Origin of the sequence: Asaia bogorensis (assembly GCF_900465345.1) — a bacterium.
Classification (GTDB): domain Bacteria; phylum Pseudomonadota; class Alphaproteobacteria; order Acetobacterales; family Acetobacteraceae; genus Asaia; species Asaia bogorensis_A.
The window spans coordinates 61,593-78,152 of record NZ_UEGO01000003.1 but is presented as its reverse complement, the minus strand read 5'-3'; the positions used below and the strand labels follow the sequence as shown (position 1 = coordinate 78,152).

16 protein-coding genes and 3 tRNA genes are annotated in these 16,560 nt (G+C 59.7%); 7 read left to right on the top strand and 12 right to left on the bottom strand.

Translation table 11 applies throughout. The features are described from left to right. The coding region (locus tag ED655_RS02040; RefSeq protein ID WP_408735636.1) for a bactofilin family protein at positions 1-473 on the top strand (473 nt) is incomplete at its 5' end. A gap of 79 nt (positions 474-552) precedes the next feature. On the opposite strand, the gene ED655_RS02035 is transcribed toward ED655_RS02040, so the two are convergent. Both ED655_RS02035 and rnd read right to left on the bottom strand, forming a co-directional pair. After that, positions 553-1,302, bottom strand: a complete 750-nt coding sequence (locus ED655_RS02035; RefSeq protein WP_122048771.1) for a GcrA family cell cycle regulator — start codon at positions 1,300-1,302, stop codon at positions 553-555. Between the two features lie 298 nt (positions 1,303-1,600). Further along, positions 1,601-2,785 (bottom strand): ribonuclease D, encoded by a 1,185-nt coding sequence (gene rnd, locus ED655_RS02030; RefSeq protein WP_122048770.1) that lies wholly within the window; start codon positions 2,783-2,785, stop codon positions 1,601-1,603. 29 nt (positions 2,786-2,814) lie between these two features. Here rnd and queF point away from each other — a divergent pair, with 29 nt between their 5' ends. Next, the gene (gene queF, locus ED655_RS02025; protein WP_122048769.1) at positions 2,815-3,285 is read left to right on the top strand and encodes a preQ(1) synthase; all 471 of its coding nucleotides are present in this window, start codon (positions 2,815-2,817) and stop codon (positions 3,283-3,285) included. A gap of 404 nt (positions 3,286-3,689) precedes the next feature. Here the strand turns inward: queF and atpC are convergent, their stop codons facing one another. From atpC to atpH, 5 genes are read right to left on the bottom strand one after another with little or no spacing between them, the layout of a single operon-like run. Then, complete coding sequence (gene atpC / locus ED655_RS02020) at positions 3,690-4,109, bottom strand: ATP synthase F1 subunit epsilon (protein WP_122048768.1); 420 nt, start codon at positions 4,107-4,109, stop codon at positions 3,690-3,692. 4 nt (positions 4,110-4,113) lie between these two features. Next, positions 4,114-5,568 (bottom strand): F0F1 ATP synthase subunit beta, encoded by a 1,455-nt coding sequence (gene atpD, locus ED655_RS02015; protein WP_122048767.1) that lies wholly within the window; start codon positions 5,566-5,568, stop codon positions 4,114-4,116. Positions 5,569-5,594: 26 nt separating this feature from the next. Next, complete coding sequence (locus tag ED655_RS02010) at positions 5,595-6,470, bottom strand: F0F1 ATP synthase subunit gamma (RefSeq protein WP_122048766.1); 876 nt, start codon at positions 6,468-6,470, stop codon at positions 5,595-5,597. Positions 6,471-6,479: 9 nt separating this feature from the next. Then, on the bottom strand, positions 6,480-8,015 hold the full coding sequence (gene atpA / locus ED655_RS02005) for a F0F1 ATP synthase subunit alpha (protein WP_035444199.1): 1,536 nt from the start codon (positions 8,013-8,015) through the stop codon (positions 6,480-6,482). Further along, entirely contained in the window at positions 8,015-8,563 is a 549-nt protein-coding gene (atpH, locus tag ED655_RS02000; RefSeq protein WP_122048776.1) for an ATP synthase F1 subunit delta, read from the bottom strand. The genes atpA and atpH overlap by 1 nt, the downstream gene beginning before the upstream one ends. Positions 8,564-9,032: 469 nt before the next feature. Between atpH and ED655_RS01995 the strand changes: the two genes are divergently transcribed. Beyond that, entirely contained in the window at positions 9,033-9,593 is a 561-nt protein-coding gene (locus ED655_RS01995) for a cupin domain-containing protein (protein ID WP_122048765.1), read from the top strand. Between the two features lie 81 nt (positions 9,594-9,674). On the opposite strand, the gene ED655_RS01990 is transcribed toward ED655_RS01995, so the two are convergent. Next, positions 9,675-9,748: transfer RNA gene (locus ED655_RS01990), tRNA-Gly, on the bottom strand. A gap of 184 nt (positions 9,749-9,932) precedes the next feature. Here ED655_RS01990 and ED655_RS01985 point away from each other — a divergent pair. The 3 genes from ED655_RS01985 (at position 9,933) to nusG (ending at position 10,931) form a co-directional block, all read left to right on the top strand. After that, positions 9,933-10,009: transfer RNA gene (locus ED655_RS01985), tRNA-Trp, on the top strand. A gap of 83 nt (positions 10,010-10,092) precedes the next feature. Further along, entirely contained in the window at positions 10,093-10,389 is a 297-nt protein-coding gene (gene secE / locus ED655_RS15675) for a preprotein translocase subunit SecE (RefSeq protein WP_081866850.1), read from the top strand. Between the two features lie 11 nt (positions 10,390-10,400). Continuing rightward, entirely contained in the window at positions 10,401-10,931 is a 531-nt protein-coding gene (gene nusG / locus ED655_RS01975) for a transcription termination/antitermination protein NusG (RefSeq protein ID WP_122048764.1), read from the top strand. A 121-nt stretch (positions 10,932-11,052) separates the two neighbouring features. On the opposite strand, the gene ED655_RS01970 is transcribed toward nusG, so the two are convergent. The 3 genes from ED655_RS01970 to ED655_RS01960 all read right to left on the bottom strand — a co-directional run bounded on the left by ED655_RS01970 (position 11,053) and on the right by ED655_RS01960 (position 14,871). Beyond that, on the bottom strand, positions 11,053-11,652 hold the full coding sequence (locus ED655_RS01970) for a PqiC family protein (RefSeq protein ID WP_122048763.1): 600 nt from the start codon (positions 11,650-11,652) through the stop codon (positions 11,053-11,055). A 61-nt stretch (positions 11,653-11,713) separates the two neighbouring features. Continuing rightward, entirely contained in the window at positions 11,714-13,399 is a 1,686-nt protein-coding gene (locus ED655_RS01965) for a PqiB family protein (RefSeq protein ID WP_122048762.1), read from the bottom strand. Beyond that, positions 13,396-14,871: a paraquat-inducible protein A gene (locus ED655_RS01960; protein ID WP_062163750.1), complete on the bottom strand. Its 1,476-nt coding sequence runs from the start codon at positions 14,869-14,871 to the stop codon at positions 13,396-13,398. Before ED655_RS01960 ends, ED655_RS01965 begins: the two co-directional genes overlap by 4 nt. A gap of 92 nt (positions 14,872-14,963) precedes the next feature. On the opposite strand from ED655_RS01960, the gene ED655_RS01955 reads away from it, so the two are divergent. Continuing rightward, positions 14,964-15,038: transfer RNA gene (locus ED655_RS01955), tRNA-Thr, on the top strand. An 872-nt stretch (positions 15,039-15,910) separates the two neighbouring features. Here the strand turns inward: ED655_RS01955 and ED655_RS01950 are convergent. Beyond that, positions 15,911-16,474, bottom strand: a complete 564-nt coding sequence (locus tag ED655_RS01950) for a recombinase family protein (RefSeq protein ID WP_122048761.1) — start codon at positions 16,472-16,474, stop codon at positions 15,911-15,913. Between the last annotated feature and the right edge of the window lie 86 nt (positions 16,475-16,560).

Sequence of the window (16,560 nt, the reverse complement as noted above, 5' to 3'; positions counted from 1 at the left end):
CTGCCACCCCGGCAGCCCCTGCCCGCCCCGCGGCAGCCGCGGCTTCGGCACCTGGCGGGCGTCGTGAAACGACCGACCGCCGCACGCTGGTCGTTGGACGCGGCATTTCGGTGCAGGGTTCGATTCAGGATGCCGAGCGCCTTGTTGTCGAGGGAACGGTCGAAGCCACGCTGCTTCAGGCTACCGAACTCTCGGTTGCACAGGGCGGTGTCTTCCGCGGCGAAATCGAAGTTGAGGATGCCGACCTTGCAGGCACGATCGACGGCACACTGACCGTTCGTGGCAATCTGACCGTGCGTGCTACGGGCCGTCTGATTGGCAAGACGCGCACCCGCCGCCTGCAGGTCGAGGATGGTGGCCAGATCACGGGTCATCTGGAAATGATCACCGGCGACATGCCTGCCCGACCGGCCCCTGTCGAGGCTCCTGCCCCTGCAATCGAGAAGACTGACGAGACCATCCCTTCAGCCTGATCCGTTTTGGCGACATGCAACAAAAAAGCCCGGTCCTGCTGGACCGGGCTTTTTTTGTTCATCCTTGCACAGACCTGGTTCAGCCAGCGCTTTCCCGACGGTCACGCAGCTTCACATAAGCAATCGCGCAATGCTCGGCGCAATAGGGCTTGCCGGGAACGGGCTTGGCACCACAGAAATGGAAACCCGGGGTTCCAGGATCGCCGTTGGGCCAGCAGCAGGCTGGACCACGACGCGGTGACGTGTCAGCCGTCAGCGGGCGCAGGAGCGGGCGGAGGATCAGATCTGGCGCCATGGTCTTGGCCTCTGCGGATTTGCGGGGCGCAGCGGATTTCGCGGCAGTTGCAGGCTCATCTTCGATTGTCGCAGCAGGACTGGCCGATGCCGATCCGGCAGCGGACGATGTCGGCGTGGCGGCGGTTGGACGGCCAGCCATGACCGGGGCCGGCGCATCCTCTACCAGTGCAGCAGGTGCTGCCTTGACACCAATAACCTCACTGGCCTTTTCCTGCACCGCCTCGACCGGTTTTTCAGCAGCTTTGGCAGGCGGCTTTTCACTGGCCGGGGTTGTGACCGGCTCGGCCGCTTTTGGCGCGACAGCTTCAGCGGACGGCGCCGATGTGGCGTCCACACCCGCCTCGGGAGCGGCGTCCTTGCGCGACTTTGCCGCAGCACGGATGGGCGAAGGGCGTGGCGGCAAACCAAGACGGTGCGCCTTGCCCACAACAGCATTCTTCGTGATCGAGAGCTGTCGCCCGATCTCGGCTGTCGATAGTCCTTCCTGCCAAAGCGTCTGAAGACGGGAGATTATTTCGTCAGTCCATTCCATCGCCCGTGCTCCTCATTCAGTCCTGTGACGTAAAACTAGGGTGTCGATACGACTTGCTCAATCCGTAAATCGGATTTTTCTATGATGAGACTGGCGCATAAACACAGAGCTCTTGCTCGAGTCAATCTGAACCCGCGTGAATTACCAAAGAATGACGTGACATTCTCTGACAGGGGGTACTGATCGCTGATCGCCCTCACCCTTGCCTGTCAGGCTTCCCCCGTACCACGCCCTGCCTGCGTATGATGCCTCCGGGCGCTACGGCAGGGCAGGATCTGGCACGAGATCAGAGCAGTCTTCAGGCCTGATCGTCGCGGATCAGTCTTACCGAACGGCCTTCAACGGCAAGCTGGATATCACCTCGCAGAAGCGCAAGGGCATCCTCGCCGAAGACAGCGCGGCGCCATCCCTTGAGAACCGGGCTATCGGTTTCACCCAGTGCCAGACTGTCCAGATCCTCACTCGTCGCGACAAGTTTGGGAGCCACGCGGTTGGCCTCGCAACTGGCGGCAAGCACGACCTTGAGCAGCGCAACCAACGCCGCCGAAGGCTTGGCCCCCTCGGATTTGCGCGGTGGCCGCGGAAGGTCCTTTTCGGGCAGATCAAGCCCTGTCTGGATTGCTGCCAGAAGACCCGGCGCTGCCTTGCCCTCGGCAAAACCACGAGAAACACCTCGCACGCGTGATAGAGCGTCAGTATCCTGCGGGCGAACAGCCGCAATTTCGAGCAGGCTCTCATCGCGGATGAGGCGCTGACGCGGGATGTTCAGCGCCTGCGCCTCAAGTTCACGCCATGCCGCAACCTCGCGCAAGACGCCAAGCATGCGACGGTTATTGGTACGGGCCTTCAGCCGCTCCCACTGGCGGCGCGGATCGGGGCGGAAGGTTGCCGGATCATTCAGGACAGCAAGCTCGGCATCAGCCCAGTGCAGACGGTTCTGCTTTTCCAGTTCGTCATGCAGGGCAAGATAGACATCGCGCAGATGCGTGACATCCGCTGCGGCATAGGCAATCTGTGCCTTGGAGAGCGGCCGCGCTGCCCAGTCGCTGAAGCGATGGGTCTTGTCGATGCTCGCGCCGGTAATGGCATTGACGAGCGTGTCATAACCTACCTGATCGCCATAGCCCCCCACCATTGCCGCCACCTGTGTGTCAAAAATGGAGCGCGGCAGGGCATCGAACAGATGCAGAAAGATTTCCAGATCCTGTCGGGCAGCGTGGAAGACCTTGACGCAGCTTTCCGTTGCCAGCAGATCGGCCAGCGGCGCAAGGTCGATACCTGGTGCCAGGGTGTCAATCACGGCAACATCCGACACGCCACCGAGCTGCACCACGCAAAGTTCCGGCCAGTATGTATGCTCGCGCACGAACTCCGTATCGATCGTAACGAACGGCTCCTGCTTGAGTCGGGCGCAGAGTTGCGCCAAATCGTCTGTAGAAGACACGATGACTGGGGCTGGGAAACCGGCTTGAGACACTTGCATTTCCCATCCATACATCAGGGCAGACCCACATGACCACATCAGAGAACGATCTCGCGGCACTCAGCCAGCTTGGCCGACAGACCGTGCAGCCGGACAGCCCGGAAACCGCAACGCTCGAGCGTGTGCCAAGCCCGCATAAGGGCCGCGATTATGTGGTGCGTTTCACGGCACCTGAATTCACGTCGCTATGCCCGGTAACCGGTCAGCCCGACTTCGCTCATATCGTGATCGACTACATTCCGGATGAGTGGATCGTCGAGAGCAAGTCGCTCAAGCTCTATCTCACCAGCTTTCGCAATCATGGCGCATTTCATGAGGATTGCTCTGTCAGCATTGCCACGAAACTGGTCGAGGTGCTGAACCCGAAATGGCTGCGTATTGGCGCCTACTGGTATCCACGCGGGGGTATTCCCATCGACGTGTTCTGGCAGACTGGCCTGGCGCCCGAGGGCGTGTGGGTGCCTGCACAGGATGTTCCCGGCTATCGCGGTCGCGGCTGAGACCGCAAAACCAGCCCGGACGGGCTGGACAGTCCAAATGGTGCCTCTGACATAGACATCTGCCCTGAAAGCTTGAGGGAAAGCACCCAGTGAGAATAGGCGCTGACCCGGACAAGGAGGCATTGGCGCTTATTCAGGCCAGACGCATTCCTCAATCAGGTCTGTTCTGACAAGCCGGTTGAGGACCTTGATCCAAAGGGGCCCAAGGTCCAACCGCCTCTCTCTGCCCCCAGAATAGGGCTATCATCGCAGCACATGGGGCAGCGGCATGCCTCTGATATCCAAGGCGATGTAAGGAACATACTGTCTTATACCCGGACCCGATGTCGGCCCTGATACAAACATCAAACAAAAAGGCCGGCGCCCGAAGGGGAGCCGGCCTTTTCGCTAACGGGTATGCCCGATCAGTAGATCGGGTGTGCAGCCTCGGCCGCCTCGATGGCAGCTCGTGTTGCCTGTATCTTGCGAGAGATACGCTCGATATCCGCGAGGTCATCAGCTGCGACATTGGTCAGCTGAAGCTCGAGGGTCTCGAGGCGCGACTCTGCTTCGGTCAGGACGATGTCCTTGATCGGCAGGGCCTCGTCAGCCAGAATCGTGCAGCGATCAGCCGTGATGTCGGCGAAACCACCGGAGACGAAGAAGCGCTCGGTCACGACGCCGCCCTCATAAAGGGAGACGACGCCACCGCGCAGCAGGAGCATGATCGGCGCATGATCCGGCATGGCCGCGATATCGCCTTCCTCGCCCGGGATGACTGCCATTTCGACTTCCTTGCGGAAGAGCAGCTTTTCCGGGCTGATGATTTCGACCTGAACCGGCATGGGCTTACGCCGACTCCTTCATCTTCTCGGCCTTGGCGATCGCTTCGTCGATCGACCCGACCATGTAGAAAGCGCCTTCCGGCAGGTGGTCGTATTCACCGGCCACAATCGCCTTGAAGCTGCGCACGGTGTCGTCAAGGGCGACGAGCTTGCCCGGCGAACCCGTGAAGACCTCGGCCACGTGGAAAGGCTGCGACAGGAAGCGCTGGATGCGACGCGCGCGCGCCACGACCTGCTTGTCCTCTTCCGACAGCTCATCCATGCCCAGGATCGCGATGATGTCCTGCAGGCCCTTATAGGTCTGGAGGATACGCTGCACGTCACGGGCCACCTGATAGTGCTCTTCACCAACGATCTTGGGGTCGAGCGAACGCGAGGTGGAGTCGAGCGGATCAACAGCCGGATAGATGCCCATTTCCGCAATCGAGCGGTTCAGCACGGTCGTGGCATCAAGATGGGCGAAGGTCGCGGCAGGTGCCGGATCGGTCAGATCGTCGGCAGGCACGTAGACGGCCTGAACCGAGGTGATCGAGCCCTTCTTGGTGGAGGTGATGCGCTCCTGCAGGGCGCCCATCTCGGTGGCGAGCGTCGGCTGGTAACCCACGGCTGAAGGAATACGACCCAGCAGAGCCGAAACTTCCGAACCGGCCTGCGTGAAGCGGAAGATGTTGTCCACGAAGAACAGCACGTCCTGGCCTTCCTCATCGCGGAAATATTCTGCGAGGGACAGGGCGGACAGGGCCACGCGGGCGCGGGCACCTGGCGGCTCGTTCATCTGGCCATAAACCAGTGCCACCTTGGAGCCAGCCGTCGAGCCATCTTCACCGATCTTGATCACGCCGGCATCCTGCATTTCGAAATACAGGTCGTTGCCCTCACGCGTACGCTCACCGACACCGGCAAAGACGGACACGCCGCCATGAGCCTTGGCGATGTTGTTGATCAGCTCCTGGATGATGACGGTCTTGCCAACGCCAGCGCCGCCGAACAGACCGATCTTGCCGCCCTTGAGGTACGGGCAGAGCAGATCGACCACCTTGATTCCGGTGACCAGAATCTCGGAAGCCGCAGCCTGGTCCTCGAAGGAGGGAGCCTTGCGGTGAATCGGATAGTGCTTGTCGGACACGACAGGACCGCGCTCATCGACGGGCTCGCCGATGACGTTGAGGATACGGCCGAGCGTCGCCGGGCCAACCGGCACCGTGATCTGGGCACCGGTATCCTTCACTTCGCTACCACGGACCAGACCATCGGTGCTGTCCATGGCGATGCAGCGCACTTCGCGCTCACCAATTTCCTGTGCCACTTCGAGCACAAGGGTCTGGTCGCCAATCTGGACGTGCAGCGCATTGAGGATATGCGGCAGCGTGCCTTCGAACTGGACATCGACCACGGGACCGCGGACCTGCGTCACGCGACCCACGACGTTGCTGCTGGCAGACGACAGAGTTTCGGACATCGTATTTCGGCTCCTGCGTAAAAGTCTCAGACGGCTTCAGCGCCGGAGATGATCTCGATAAGTTCTTTGGTGATGTTGCTCTGGCGGGTGCGGTTATAGCGCTGCGACAGAGAGTCGATCGCCTTGCCTGCATTCCGTGTCGCGTTATCCATGGCCGTCATGCGTGCACCCTGCTCACCAGCCGCACTTTCGAGAAGTGCAGCGAAGAACTGGACCTGGATATTACGCGGCAGAAGCTGAGCGAGCAGCTCGGCTTCATTGGGCTCAAATTCATATTGAGCGGTATATTCACTGGCGTTGTCGTTCTCGGCCACGGGCAGCGGAACGAGCGCCTCTTCCGTCGGGATCTGGGTCATGGCGTTGACGAAGCGGTTGAACACCACCGTCACGCGATCGACCTGACCATCGGTAAGCAGTTCGGTAACGCGCTGGCCGAGGTCAACAGCCTTCTGGAACTGTACCTCGCGGCCAGCCGTGCCTTCGTAACGCTCGATCAGCTTGCCGGGGAAGATGCGCGCCATGGCCTCACCGCCCTTGCGGCCGACCGGCAGGATACGCACCGTTTCACCCTGCGATTCGAGACGCGAGACGATCTGACGCACCGAGCGCACCAGATTGGCATTGAAGCCACCCGCCAGACCGAAATCGCTGGTCAGCAAAACGATAAGATGGGTCGAACCCTTGCCGCCTTCGAGAAGCACGGGCAACTCGCCCTGGCCTGAAGTTGCCGTCGCAAGCTCGGACAACATGCGGCGCATGGCGGCAGCATAGGGACGCGAGGCCTCGGCATGCTTCTGAAAACGGCGCAGCTTGGACGCTGCGACCATCTTCATGGCACTCGTGATCTTGCGCTGCGATTTCACGCCCGCGATCCGGGCGCGCAGTTCCTTCAGCGAGGGCATGGTCCGTCCTTAGGCTGCAAAGCGCTTGTTGAACGCCGTCAGCAGTTCGGTCAGCTTGGCTTCGACTTCCGGCTTGATCTGACGATCAGTGCGGATGGCGTCGAGGATGGCCTTGCCCGAGCTGCGCATTTCGGCCAGCAGAGTGGCTTCGTAACGCACGACCTGATCGACCTTGACCACATCGACAAAGCCACGCGTACCGGCGAACAGCACGACAACCTGCTCCTCAACCGGCAGCGGCGAGGTCTGGGGCTGCTTCAGCAGTTCCGTCAGGCGTGCGCCACGCTCAAGCTGCTTGCGGGTAGCGGGGTCCAGATCGGAAGCGAACTGCGAGAACGCAGCCATTTCACGGTACTGGGCGAGGTCGAGCTTGATCTTGCCGGCAACCTGCTTCATCGCCTTGATCTGGGCAGCCGAACCAACGCGCGACACCGAACCACCGACGTTCACGGCAGGGCGGATGCCCTTGTAGAACAGGTCGGTCTCAAGGAAGATCTGACCGTCAGTGATCGAAATCACGTTGGTCGGGATGTAGGCGGCAACGTCACCAGCCTGCGTCTCGATCACCGGGAGAGCCGTCAGCGAACCACCGCCGAACTCGTCGGACATCTTGGCGGCGCGCTCGAGCAGACGCGAGTGCAGATAGAACACGTCACCCGGGAAAGCCTCACGGCCCGGCGGACGACGCAGCAGCAGCGACATCTGGCGATAGGCCACAGCCTGCTTGGACAGATCGTCATAGCAGATCAGGGCGTGCATGCCGTTGTCACGGAAGAACTCACCCATCGAGCAGGCCGAGTACGGTGCAAGATACTGCATCGGTGCCGGGTCAGACGCTGTGGCGGCGACGACGATGGAGTATTCCATCGAGCCTTCTTCCGTCAGCGTGCGAACGAGGTTGGCAACGGTCGAACGCTTCTGGCCGATAGCGACATAGATGCAGTAAAGCTTCTGCTTCTCGTCACCCGTCGCGTTGACAGGCTTCTGGGCCACGATGGTGTCGATCAGAATGGCGGTCTTGCCGGTCTGACGGTCACCGATCACGAGTTCACGCTGGCCACGGCCAATCGGCACCAGGGCGTCGATCGCCTTGATACCGGTCTGCATCGGCTCGCACACGGACTGGCGCGGCATGATGCCCGGAGCCTTCACTTCGGCGCGCTTCATGACGACGTCGGTCAGCGGGCCCTTGCCGTCGATCGGGTTGCCGAGCGCATCAACAACGCGACCCAGAAGCCCCTTGCCGACCGGCACTTCAACCACGGCGCCCGTACGGGTGACGGTGTCACCTTCACGGATGCCATCGCCATCACCGAACACGACGATGCCGACGCTGTCCTCTTCGAGGTTCAGCACCATGCCGCGGTCGCCCGTAGCCTGGAAATCAACCATTTCGCCGGACATGGCATTCGACAGGCCATAGACGCGCGCGATACCGTCACCGATGGACAGGACGGTGCCCGTCTCGGAGACCTGCGCTTCGTCATTGAAGGACGCGATCTGCTGCTTGAGGATGTCCGAAATCTCTGCGGGACGGATATCCATCACGCGGCTCCCTTCATGGCATTCTGGATGCGGGTCAGACGCCCGCGAATGGAGGTATCAAAAAGCTTGGCGCCAATCTGCACGACAAGACCACCGATCAGCTCAGGCTGAACGCGCTCGATCATGGAGACACGGGCATAGCCCGCCTCGGCCAGGCGAGTCTGCAAGGCGCTGCGCTGACCAGCCGTCAGAGGCTGCGCGCTGCGCACTTCGGCAATCGTCTCGCCACGACGCTTGGCGTCGAGGGCAAGAACGGCACCGAGAATTTCATCAATGCGTGATGCACGACGGTTGCGTGACACCACACCAACAAAGCGCTTGAGCGTCTCGCTGAAGCCCTGCGCCTTGAGAACAGCTTCCAGGCCCTGGCCTGCCTGGCGGGAATCGAGGCTCTGGTCGGCCAAAAACTCGCGCAGTGCCGCACTTTCCGCAATCAGCTTGCGCAGGGCGCGCACCTGATCCAGCACTTCAGGGAGCACCGATTTCTCTTCAGCATATTCATAGAGCGCGAGAGCGTAGCGTTGCGCCATGCCCCCCGACGCATCCATGCTGACCTGCGGTGCCTCGGCTGTTTCGACCACTGTCACGTCCGGCGTTCCCACCCCAATTACACAAACATCCTGATGACCATCGCGACCATAGTGCAGGGCATGTGCCCAACGCATCGTTCATGGAACCGATTGATCATGACTCAGATAACGAGACTGTTCGTCCCGATTCCGCAATAACGGATCAGGCCTCGCGGGGCGTCTAGCACGCAGGCCGCGCCAAGTGCAACTGACACTCTGGGCCCCGAAGCGCTGAAATCGCCGCCTTGCCTTTCTTCTGGCGGGAAGTCCCTGCCCAAATACCGGCCTTGCCAGGGCCTGCGCCCATGCAGGCTCAAGGCAGCGTCATGACTCTCTTGCGGGGATACCCGATGCCAGACCGGCTCGTTCTCGCGGTTGCACTTATGCGTGTGATTTTGCCAAAACCCCGTCACCACCCCCAACCAAGAGCCAAAGGCCCCCTTACCTGATGTTTGCCGCCCGCCTTGCCCGCCCCCTACCCTGTCGCCGTACGCTATCTTCCATCTCGATTCTGGCAGTGATGATGCCCTTCACGGCTTTCGCCCAACCCGAGATGCCATCCGTCGAGCAACCTGCCGGTGTGCCTTACTGGGATAACTGGAGTGATGAGCAGGGTGTGAGCCATCTCACGAAATGCAAGCTGAAGAATTTTACCCTGAGCCGCCTTGCTGCCCACGCCGATCCGCAATGGGTGAATCATGCCCAGCAGGGTGAGGCCCGCATGGTGACCAGCATCCAGCCCGCCCACTGGAAGGGTGGCTGGCACGCCCCTGAGAGCGTGCAATGGATCATCCCCATTCAGGGCGTGTGGTTCGTGCAAAGCATGGATGGGACGCGCGTCGAACTGAACCCCGGCGACGCTCTTCTCAGTGAGGATATCGGGGCAAAGCCTGATGCACAGGGCCATGCAGGCCATCTGTCCGGAAATGTGGGCGACGCGCCGGTTGCCCTCATGATCACGCAATTCGCCTCGGCCCATGCAAGCCACAGGCCCTGTGCGACCGAATGACAGGCGACATGGATCAGCCCACGGCAGGGCGTGAGACATTAGCCTTGAGAAAAAACTGATTTTTCCGGGAGGGATATCGGCTGGAGCGGGCGAAGGGAATCGAACCCTCCTCAGAAGCTTGGAAGGCTACTGCATTACCACTATGCTACGCCCGCGCTTCAGCTGATGGCTCTCCCTAACGCTGATCCTGCATTGAAGCAAGAGACAGTTTTGCTCGAAAAACTGCAAATGATCTCTTGACTTAAAAGCCCGAGCGCCGCATTACGCCGCAAGTGGTCTCGTCATGACCCAACCCGACCGGATGTTTCATCCTCGACGGTTGACCAGGCGGACGACGCTAGGGGTGTAGCTCAATTGGCTAGAGCGCCGGTCTCCAAAACCGGAGGTTGAGAGTTCGAGACCCTCCGCCCCTGCCACCACGCCGCAGCCGCTGGTTTAATCCAGCGAGCGGAGTCGGGCGCGGTATTCCGCCACGCGCGGCTTTCTGAAGAATATGAGGATGACGGTGTCGGTCACTACCCCAAAACACGGGTCGCAGCAGTCTTCGCCCTCCAAGGGAGGCGCTTCGAAAGACGCCCCGAAACCCTCGTCCAAACCAGCCGTCCGTTTCAATCTGGTTCAGTACCTGAAGGACGTACGTACGGAAGCGACCAGGATCACCTGGCCGACACGCCGTAACACGCTGGTCACCACGGGCGCCGTCCTTGCCATGGCTGCCCTTACCTCAGTTTTCTTTTTCGTTGTCGACCAGGTCATCGGGCTTGGCGTGCGCGAACTCTTTGGCGTTGGAGGCTAAGACGAACAACCATGGCTAAGCGTTGGTACGTCGTGCATGTCTATTCCGGGTTCGAGAAGAAGATTGCGACCCACATCAAGGAACAGGCAGCCCAGAAGGGTCTGAGCGACCAGTTCGAGGAAGTGCTGGTTCCGTCAGAGGACGTCACCGAGGTTCGTCGTGGTCGCAAGATCAACGCCGAGCGCAAGTTCTTCCCCGGTTATGTGCTGGTGAAAATGGAACTGACCGACGATGCATGGCATCTGGTCAAGGACACACCTAAGGTCACCGGCTTTCTGGGAACGCGCAATCGTCCCTCGCCCATCACTGAAGCCGAAGCCGAGCGTATGCTCAAGCAGGCGGAAGAAGGTGTGGAGCGTCCTCGTTCCGCCGTTACTTTCGAGATCGGCGAGCAGATTCGTGTGGCCGATGGTCCCTTCACCTCTTTCAATGGCGTTATCGAGGAAGTGGACGAAGAACGTTCGCGCCTCAAGGTCAGCGTCTCGATCTTCGGTCGTTCCACCCCGGTGGAGCTGGACTACACTCAGGTCGAAAAGCTCTAATCGCCTCGCGACAGACAGGAAAAAACCCGCCCCCGAAAGGAGGCGGGTTTTTTTATGCCCTGAGCCATTGAGCAGGAGAACCTGTCTTCCCAACGGGGTCGGGGCAAGGCCCCGCCCACCCTCAGGGCGTGATCGGCAACACCGGCAGGACACGGATTTTCTGCGCAGCCAGATCGGCGAGCTGACCGGTTAACGTACTGAGCCCCGCCACGAGCGTGTTGGCCCGTTTGTTGTCCAGATGGGCCTGAAGCTGCACCGGCACAGTGAGGTTGGGGCCGATACCCGGCTTGTCACCATGCACTGAGAGCGATCCCGTCAGCAGGGCGTTGCCCTGCTGATCTGCGTTGAAAGCTGTGATCGTGACCTCGACAAAGGCCTGTGCCTTGGTCGAGACGGCATCGTTCTGCGCAAAGACCGTACTGCCGGGCAGGCGCTGGGCCAGATCATGCGTAAGCACGCGGCCGATCATGTCACCAATCGGCTCGCTCCACGCATTTCCCTTGGCGATTTCCAGCTTGTAGTCCTTGTCCTGTCGCACGATTTCATCGCGATCGAGGCTGGCCGTCACGACCGGGGTTCGCACTTCGACCGTGACCGGCCCACCGGATTGGGCCACACCGGGAACAGCCGCCACAGAATAAAGTGTCGGGTCGCTGCCACAGGCCGTCAGTGCAGTGCCCATGACACCCAGCATCAACGCGCTGGCGCATAGTTGAGGCATCACGCGCCCTACCGATCGGGAACGCGATTGACCGAGGAGAGGGGAGGAAAAAATCTGCACGTCAGTGGCGTCCCGTAATCAAGGCTGAAGGATGATGGTTGAGATAATCCGTCAGGAAACGAATGGAGCGTGCGGCTTGGCTGAGCTGCGTGATCATGGCCTGCAGATCCCGATGGAAATCGGTATCGCCGCCATAGCTTGCGAGGACGGTCTGCGCATTTTTCAATGTGCCCTGAAGGGCGTCGCTCATGGCAGGAAGCTTCTTTAGAAGCGGCTTCATCCCTTCGTTCGCATTCTGGGTCAGCTCGGAGACATGACGCAGTGAATCGCGCAGCGCGACGATCGACTGCTTGACCTCGGGACTCGCCAGACGCTGGTCTGCATGGGCCAGAAGATCATTCAGATGCTCGCCGATCTGGGTAAGGGGCATGGCGGCCACCTTGTCCATGGTCGTGGCGGCTGAGGCCATGATGCCGTCAATCCCGCCAGGCTGACTCGGGATAATGGCTACATCATCCTCATAGGTCAGCGACGCAGGCTTGGCGTTCTTGACGAATTGCAGACCGATCATCGATTCGCCCGTCAGGAAGCTGGCGCTCTCGACTGAGGCGCGCATCCCCTTGGCAACGAAAGCCTCCAGCAGCTTGTGCTGCGAGTCTCGCGATGTTTCCTCGCTGTTCAGAACGCGCTCGGGTTCAAGTTCCATTTCCACGCGTACCCGTGCTGTGGCGTCCTGCTCGTTCACCTTGAGTGAGACATCGGTCACGCTGCCCACCTGGATACCGAACATGCTGACCGAAGCTCCGGATGTCAGTCCCTTCACTGAACTGTCGATATAGGTCGCTGCCTTCACACGCTGATGATAACGCGCATTGTCGGCTTCGGCCTGGCTTGCATAGAGACGGAACACCGAGTTGGCCGGTGCCTGCGGGGCATCGACTTTCAGGCGGCGCGTAGGAAGGCCAAAGGCCACACCACCGGAGAGGAGCGCCTGAAGTGAGGTCAGCTGAACCTTGAGGCCGCCGGCACCGAGCCCCACCTGTACGCCCGAGACATTCCAGAAACGCGAATCGGTGCGAAGGTAATGGTCATAGGGTGATTTGACGAAAACCTGGACCATGATCGGCCCCTCGCCCCCCGGCGGCATGGTGTAGCCAAGAACCTCGCCTACAGACATGTCGCGGAAGAATACGGGAGCCCCTTCACCGATGGACCCCAGCGTTGGCGTGACCAGCATGAATGTGGAGCCGGGCTGGTCGGAACGCACGCCGGGTGCGGCTTCGAGCCCTGTGAAGTTGGTCTCATAGCGGCCACCCTTCTCACCCGGATCGATTGCGATATACGCACCGGAAAGCAGGGTTTCGAGCCCGGTGATGCTGGCACCATTGATACGGGGGCGCACCACCCAAAAGCGCGTATGATCGGTCAGGATGTCTTCCGTATCCCCGTTCATGCGCACATGAACGATCACGCGGCGCATGTCCGGTGTCAGGCTGATGTCCTGAACCGTACCCAGCGTGACAGCCTTGTTCTTGACCTGTGTCTGCCCAGCGGTCAGGCCGGAAGCCGTATCGAAGGTGATGGTGATGTCAGGACCGCGATTGGCAAGGCTACGCCACGCAAGCCACCCTGCAATGACGATAGCAATGATCGGAATCAGCCAGACAATGGAAAAACGTGTCTTCCTGATTCCTGCCTTTTTCGGGCCGGGGGTCTGCTGCCGGGTTTGATCGTTATTGTCGCTCACGCGCGCTCAGGCTCCATATCGTGAGGAGGAAATGAAGAACCGGCCTCGGAGATCCCTCCTTGACCGGAATTTTGTCTCGCCTCGTCGGGGGCAGGCACAGGGCCGTTCTCCCCTGCGGCATCCCACATGCTGCGTGGGTCGAAGCTATGCACCGCAAAGATCGTCACGATGACGACGATGGTGAAGAAAACCACACCCGGATCCGCCAAAACATTGGCGAGAAAATTAAAATGAACGATCGCAACAAGAATTGAGATCATGAAAACATCGATCATCGACCAGCGCCCGATGATATCAATCAGACGATAGAGCTTGGTCAGCAGGCGTAATCCACGCTTCTGCTTGCGCCACGTGCCGAGAACCATCAGCGCCAACGACACGATCTTGAGTACCGGCACGGTGATGGAAGCGAACAGCACCAGCAAGGCAAGCGGGATCAGGTTGGACTGCCAGAGTTCGATCACACCGTGGATGATGGTGCTGGTGTCGGGCTGACCCATCTTGGTGTAGGTCATCACAGGCAGCATATTGGCCGGGATGTAGCAGATGATTCCCGCCAGAAGCAGGGCGGCTGCATTGGTCAGGCTGTTTGATTTCCGACGACGCAGGATCTGATGGCATCGCGGACAATCGCCCATATCGCCCTCACGCGACACCTCATGATCGAATGCCATGACCAGTCCGCAGGAGTGACAGGACAGCATATGCTGGATGGGTGGCATCGAATCGTCGGTGGCCGTCAGGTGCTCGACAGGCAGGATACGTCCCTGACCATCCGCCATTTCCTCACGGATATCGCGGTTGTCCCAGATACGCTCGACATCGAGGGTGGAATCTGTGGCCGCCATGGTGATCATGAGCGCGGCAATCAGAAAGACACCGGCCTGGAGATCGACAATCGCCAGATCGATCAGCTTGGTATAGGCGACGAACACACCGAGGATATAAACCTCGATCATCGACCATTCGCGCAGTCTTTCGTACCAGGACATCAAACGCGGCGCCCAATCGGGCATGGTACGACGGCTGGCGCCCACCAGAATCGCCCCCATGAGGGCAATGACCACACCGGGCATGATGAGTGTCGTCAGCCCGACGATCAAACCGATCTCGCCAAACCCTTCCCGACCGAGTTCGATCGGTCCGGTGAGAATGGTGACTGTATTGACCCGACCATGCACATTTATGGTGAGAAGCTGGGTGATGAGTAGCGCAATATAAAGCGCTGCCGAGGCCAGACAGAAGGCGGTAGGTGCCGCAATCGGCGGTGTGCGACGCCTGCGTGCCAACTGGGCATCGCAGCGCGTGCAATAGGCCACCTGCCCCCGTCTCAGGCGAGGTACCGTCTGGAACAGGCCACAATCAGGGCACTCTCGCAAACCTTCCACAACCTTGAGTGTCGGTGTGGGAGGCACTGCGGAAGCCATGGTGACAGCGTTGCGCCAGAGACGCTTGTGGAAGCGATCAGACATGAATCATAGTGTAGCGGACGATTCCATTGAGAGATAGGTGTTTGCCCTGTTGCAGTCGGCCCCGGTCTCGGCTATAGCACCGCGCCAAGGACGCCGACATAGCTCAGGGGTAGAGCAACTGATTCGTAATCAGTAGGTCCTCGGTTCAATTCCGAGTGTCGGCACCATTTTCTCCAAGAAAATCAGTATCTTGCTCGCGCTATCATGCGAAGTGATCTGCGTTGTCATCGCGCCTCCTATGATCCGGAGCATTTCCGGAGTCATCTGTCTCATTTTTTCTGCGCTGTAAGCCGCAGAGCGCACCAACGCTAGAATCGGCGCTCGGATGCAGACGGACGCATTTTCTCTCATTGGAGAGCTAACCCCTGCCATCGCGTGCTCTGTCGATACGACAACAACAACAACACCAACCTGTTTTTGATATTATCGAAGAGTGTGGCCGACCGGGGTGCGAACAATCCCCGGCAGGGGGCCTCTCTAGGAGGGACCCAAATTTTTCAGGTCACTCCGAGGTGCCTGGCTGATCAGCGCCAACCAGGTCGGGTAAGCCAGGTTACAGAGAGGGCAACACGCGCAAACTGTAATAACGATCAATCCGGCTGTTCTGAGATATGCGCTCGGCGCATGCGTTAGGGTGCTCCACACCTTCTCTCTTTCTCTACCCATACAGAAAATAGGTGTGGGAGGTGTGGGAGGTGTGGGGAACGACACAACATACTGATATTGCTTTGTTTATACCCCCCACACCAATCCTCACCCGATAGAAAGAAAGGTGTGGGAGGTGTGGGGAACGATGGGTGAAACTCTAGGAAACTCCTAGCTCCCACTGCCCATCGGCGCTTTACCCAGCTAACCAACCCATCATTGTCTCTGTGAGTGGAGATCAGTGAGAGCATCCTCAGATATGCATTAGATGCATATCTTGCAACAAAGACGGTCTCGTATGCGGTGTGATGTCCGTAATTGAAAAAGCGGCGGGAAAGAAGCCTTTGCGCTGCCCGCGCGCCGCGCCTCACCTTCGGAGCCAATGTGGCTCAGCTTACGCCACGCGCCCCAAACACCGATAAACAGAGGTTCGCCCGATCTTAAGGCGTCTCGCAATCTCGGCTGCCGAAACGCCCTGGCTAGCCAGAGACTTCACTTCCTCTGCCTGATTACGGGCAGAGGGCTTACGCCCCTTGTATTTGCCGTCGCCCTGAGCCTTCGCGATGCCCTCAGCCTGACGCTCTTTCATTAGATCACGTTCAAATTCAGCGACGGCGGCCAGCATGGTGAGCATGAGCTTGCTGGTCGGGTTCGTCGTGTCGAGTGTGACACCGCTCATGCTGAGCACGATCAAACCGCACCCTTTTATCTTGAGGTCCTCGACGTGCCTTAGAAGGTCTGACGTTGAGCGCGCCAGACGATCCGGCTTTGTCACCACAAGCACATCTCCTGCACGCATGGTATCCAGAGCAGCCATGAGGCGCGGACGTTCAGTGATCGCCCCGCTGATCTGCTCCGCGAACACCCGCTCGCAACCGGCAGCCTGCAAATCACGCTCCTGCCCAGCAAGCCCTGCGATTTGCTCTGTGGTGGAAGTGCGAGCGTAGCCGATTTTCATCGAAGTGTTCCTTTAGGGTCTAGACCCTATCTTATAGGCGTTCCAAAACTATAAAATCAACCCTATTGGAACGGAAAAGTGTTCCA

Coding starts and splice junctions, on each gene's coding strand:
- nusG (WP_122048764.1), top strand. CDS start 10,401: ATGGCTAAGCGTTGGTACGTCGTGCATGTCTATTCCGGGTTCGAGAAG.
- atpD (WP_122048767.1), bottom strand. CDS start 5,568: ATGTCCGAAACTCTGTCGTCTGCCAGCAGCAACGTCGTGGGTCGCGTG.
- ED655_RS01970 (WP_122048763.1), bottom strand. CDS start 11,652: ATGCCTCAACTATGCGCCAGCGCGTTGATGCTGGGTGTCATGGGCACT.
- secE (WP_081866850.1), top strand. CDS start 10,093: ATGACGGTGTCGGTCACTACCCCAAAACACGGGTCGCAGCAGTCTTCG.
- ED655_RS01960 (WP_062163750.1), bottom strand. CDS start 14,871: ATGTCTGATCGCTTCCACAAGCGTCTCTGGCGCAACGCTGTCACCATG.
- ED655_RS01950 (WP_122048761.1), bottom strand. CDS start 16,474: ATGAAAATCGGCTACGCTCGCACTTCCACCACAGAGCAAATCGCAGGG.
- atpH (WP_122048776.1), bottom strand. CDS start 8,563: ATGGATGCGTCGGGGGGCATGGCGCAACGCTACGCTCTCGCGCTCTAT.
- atpC (WP_122048768.1), bottom strand. CDS start 4,109: ATGCCGGTTCAGGTCGAAATCATCAGCCCGGAAAAGCTGCTCTTCCGC.
- ED655_RS02010 (WP_122048766.1), bottom strand. CDS start 6,470: ATGCCCTCGCTGAAGGAACTGCGCGCCCGGATCGCGGGCGTGAAATCG.
- atpA (WP_035444199.1), bottom strand. CDS start 8,015: ATGGATATCCGTCCCGCAGAGATTTCGGACATCCTCAAGCAGCAGATC.
- queF (WP_122048769.1), top strand. CDS start 2,815: ATGACCACATCAGAGAACGATCTCGCGGCACTCAGCCAGCTTGGCCGA.
- ED655_RS01995 (WP_122048765.1), top strand. CDS start 9,033: ATGTTTGCCGCCCGCCTTGCCCGCCCCCTACCCTGTCGCCGTACGCTA.
- ED655_RS02035 (WP_122048771.1), bottom strand. CDS start 1,302: ATGGAATGGACTGACGAAATAATCTCCCGTCTTCAGACGCTTTGGCAG.
- rnd (WP_122048770.1), bottom strand. CDS start 2,785: ATGCAAGTGTCTCAAGCCGGTTTCCCAGCCCCAGTCATCGTGTCTTCT.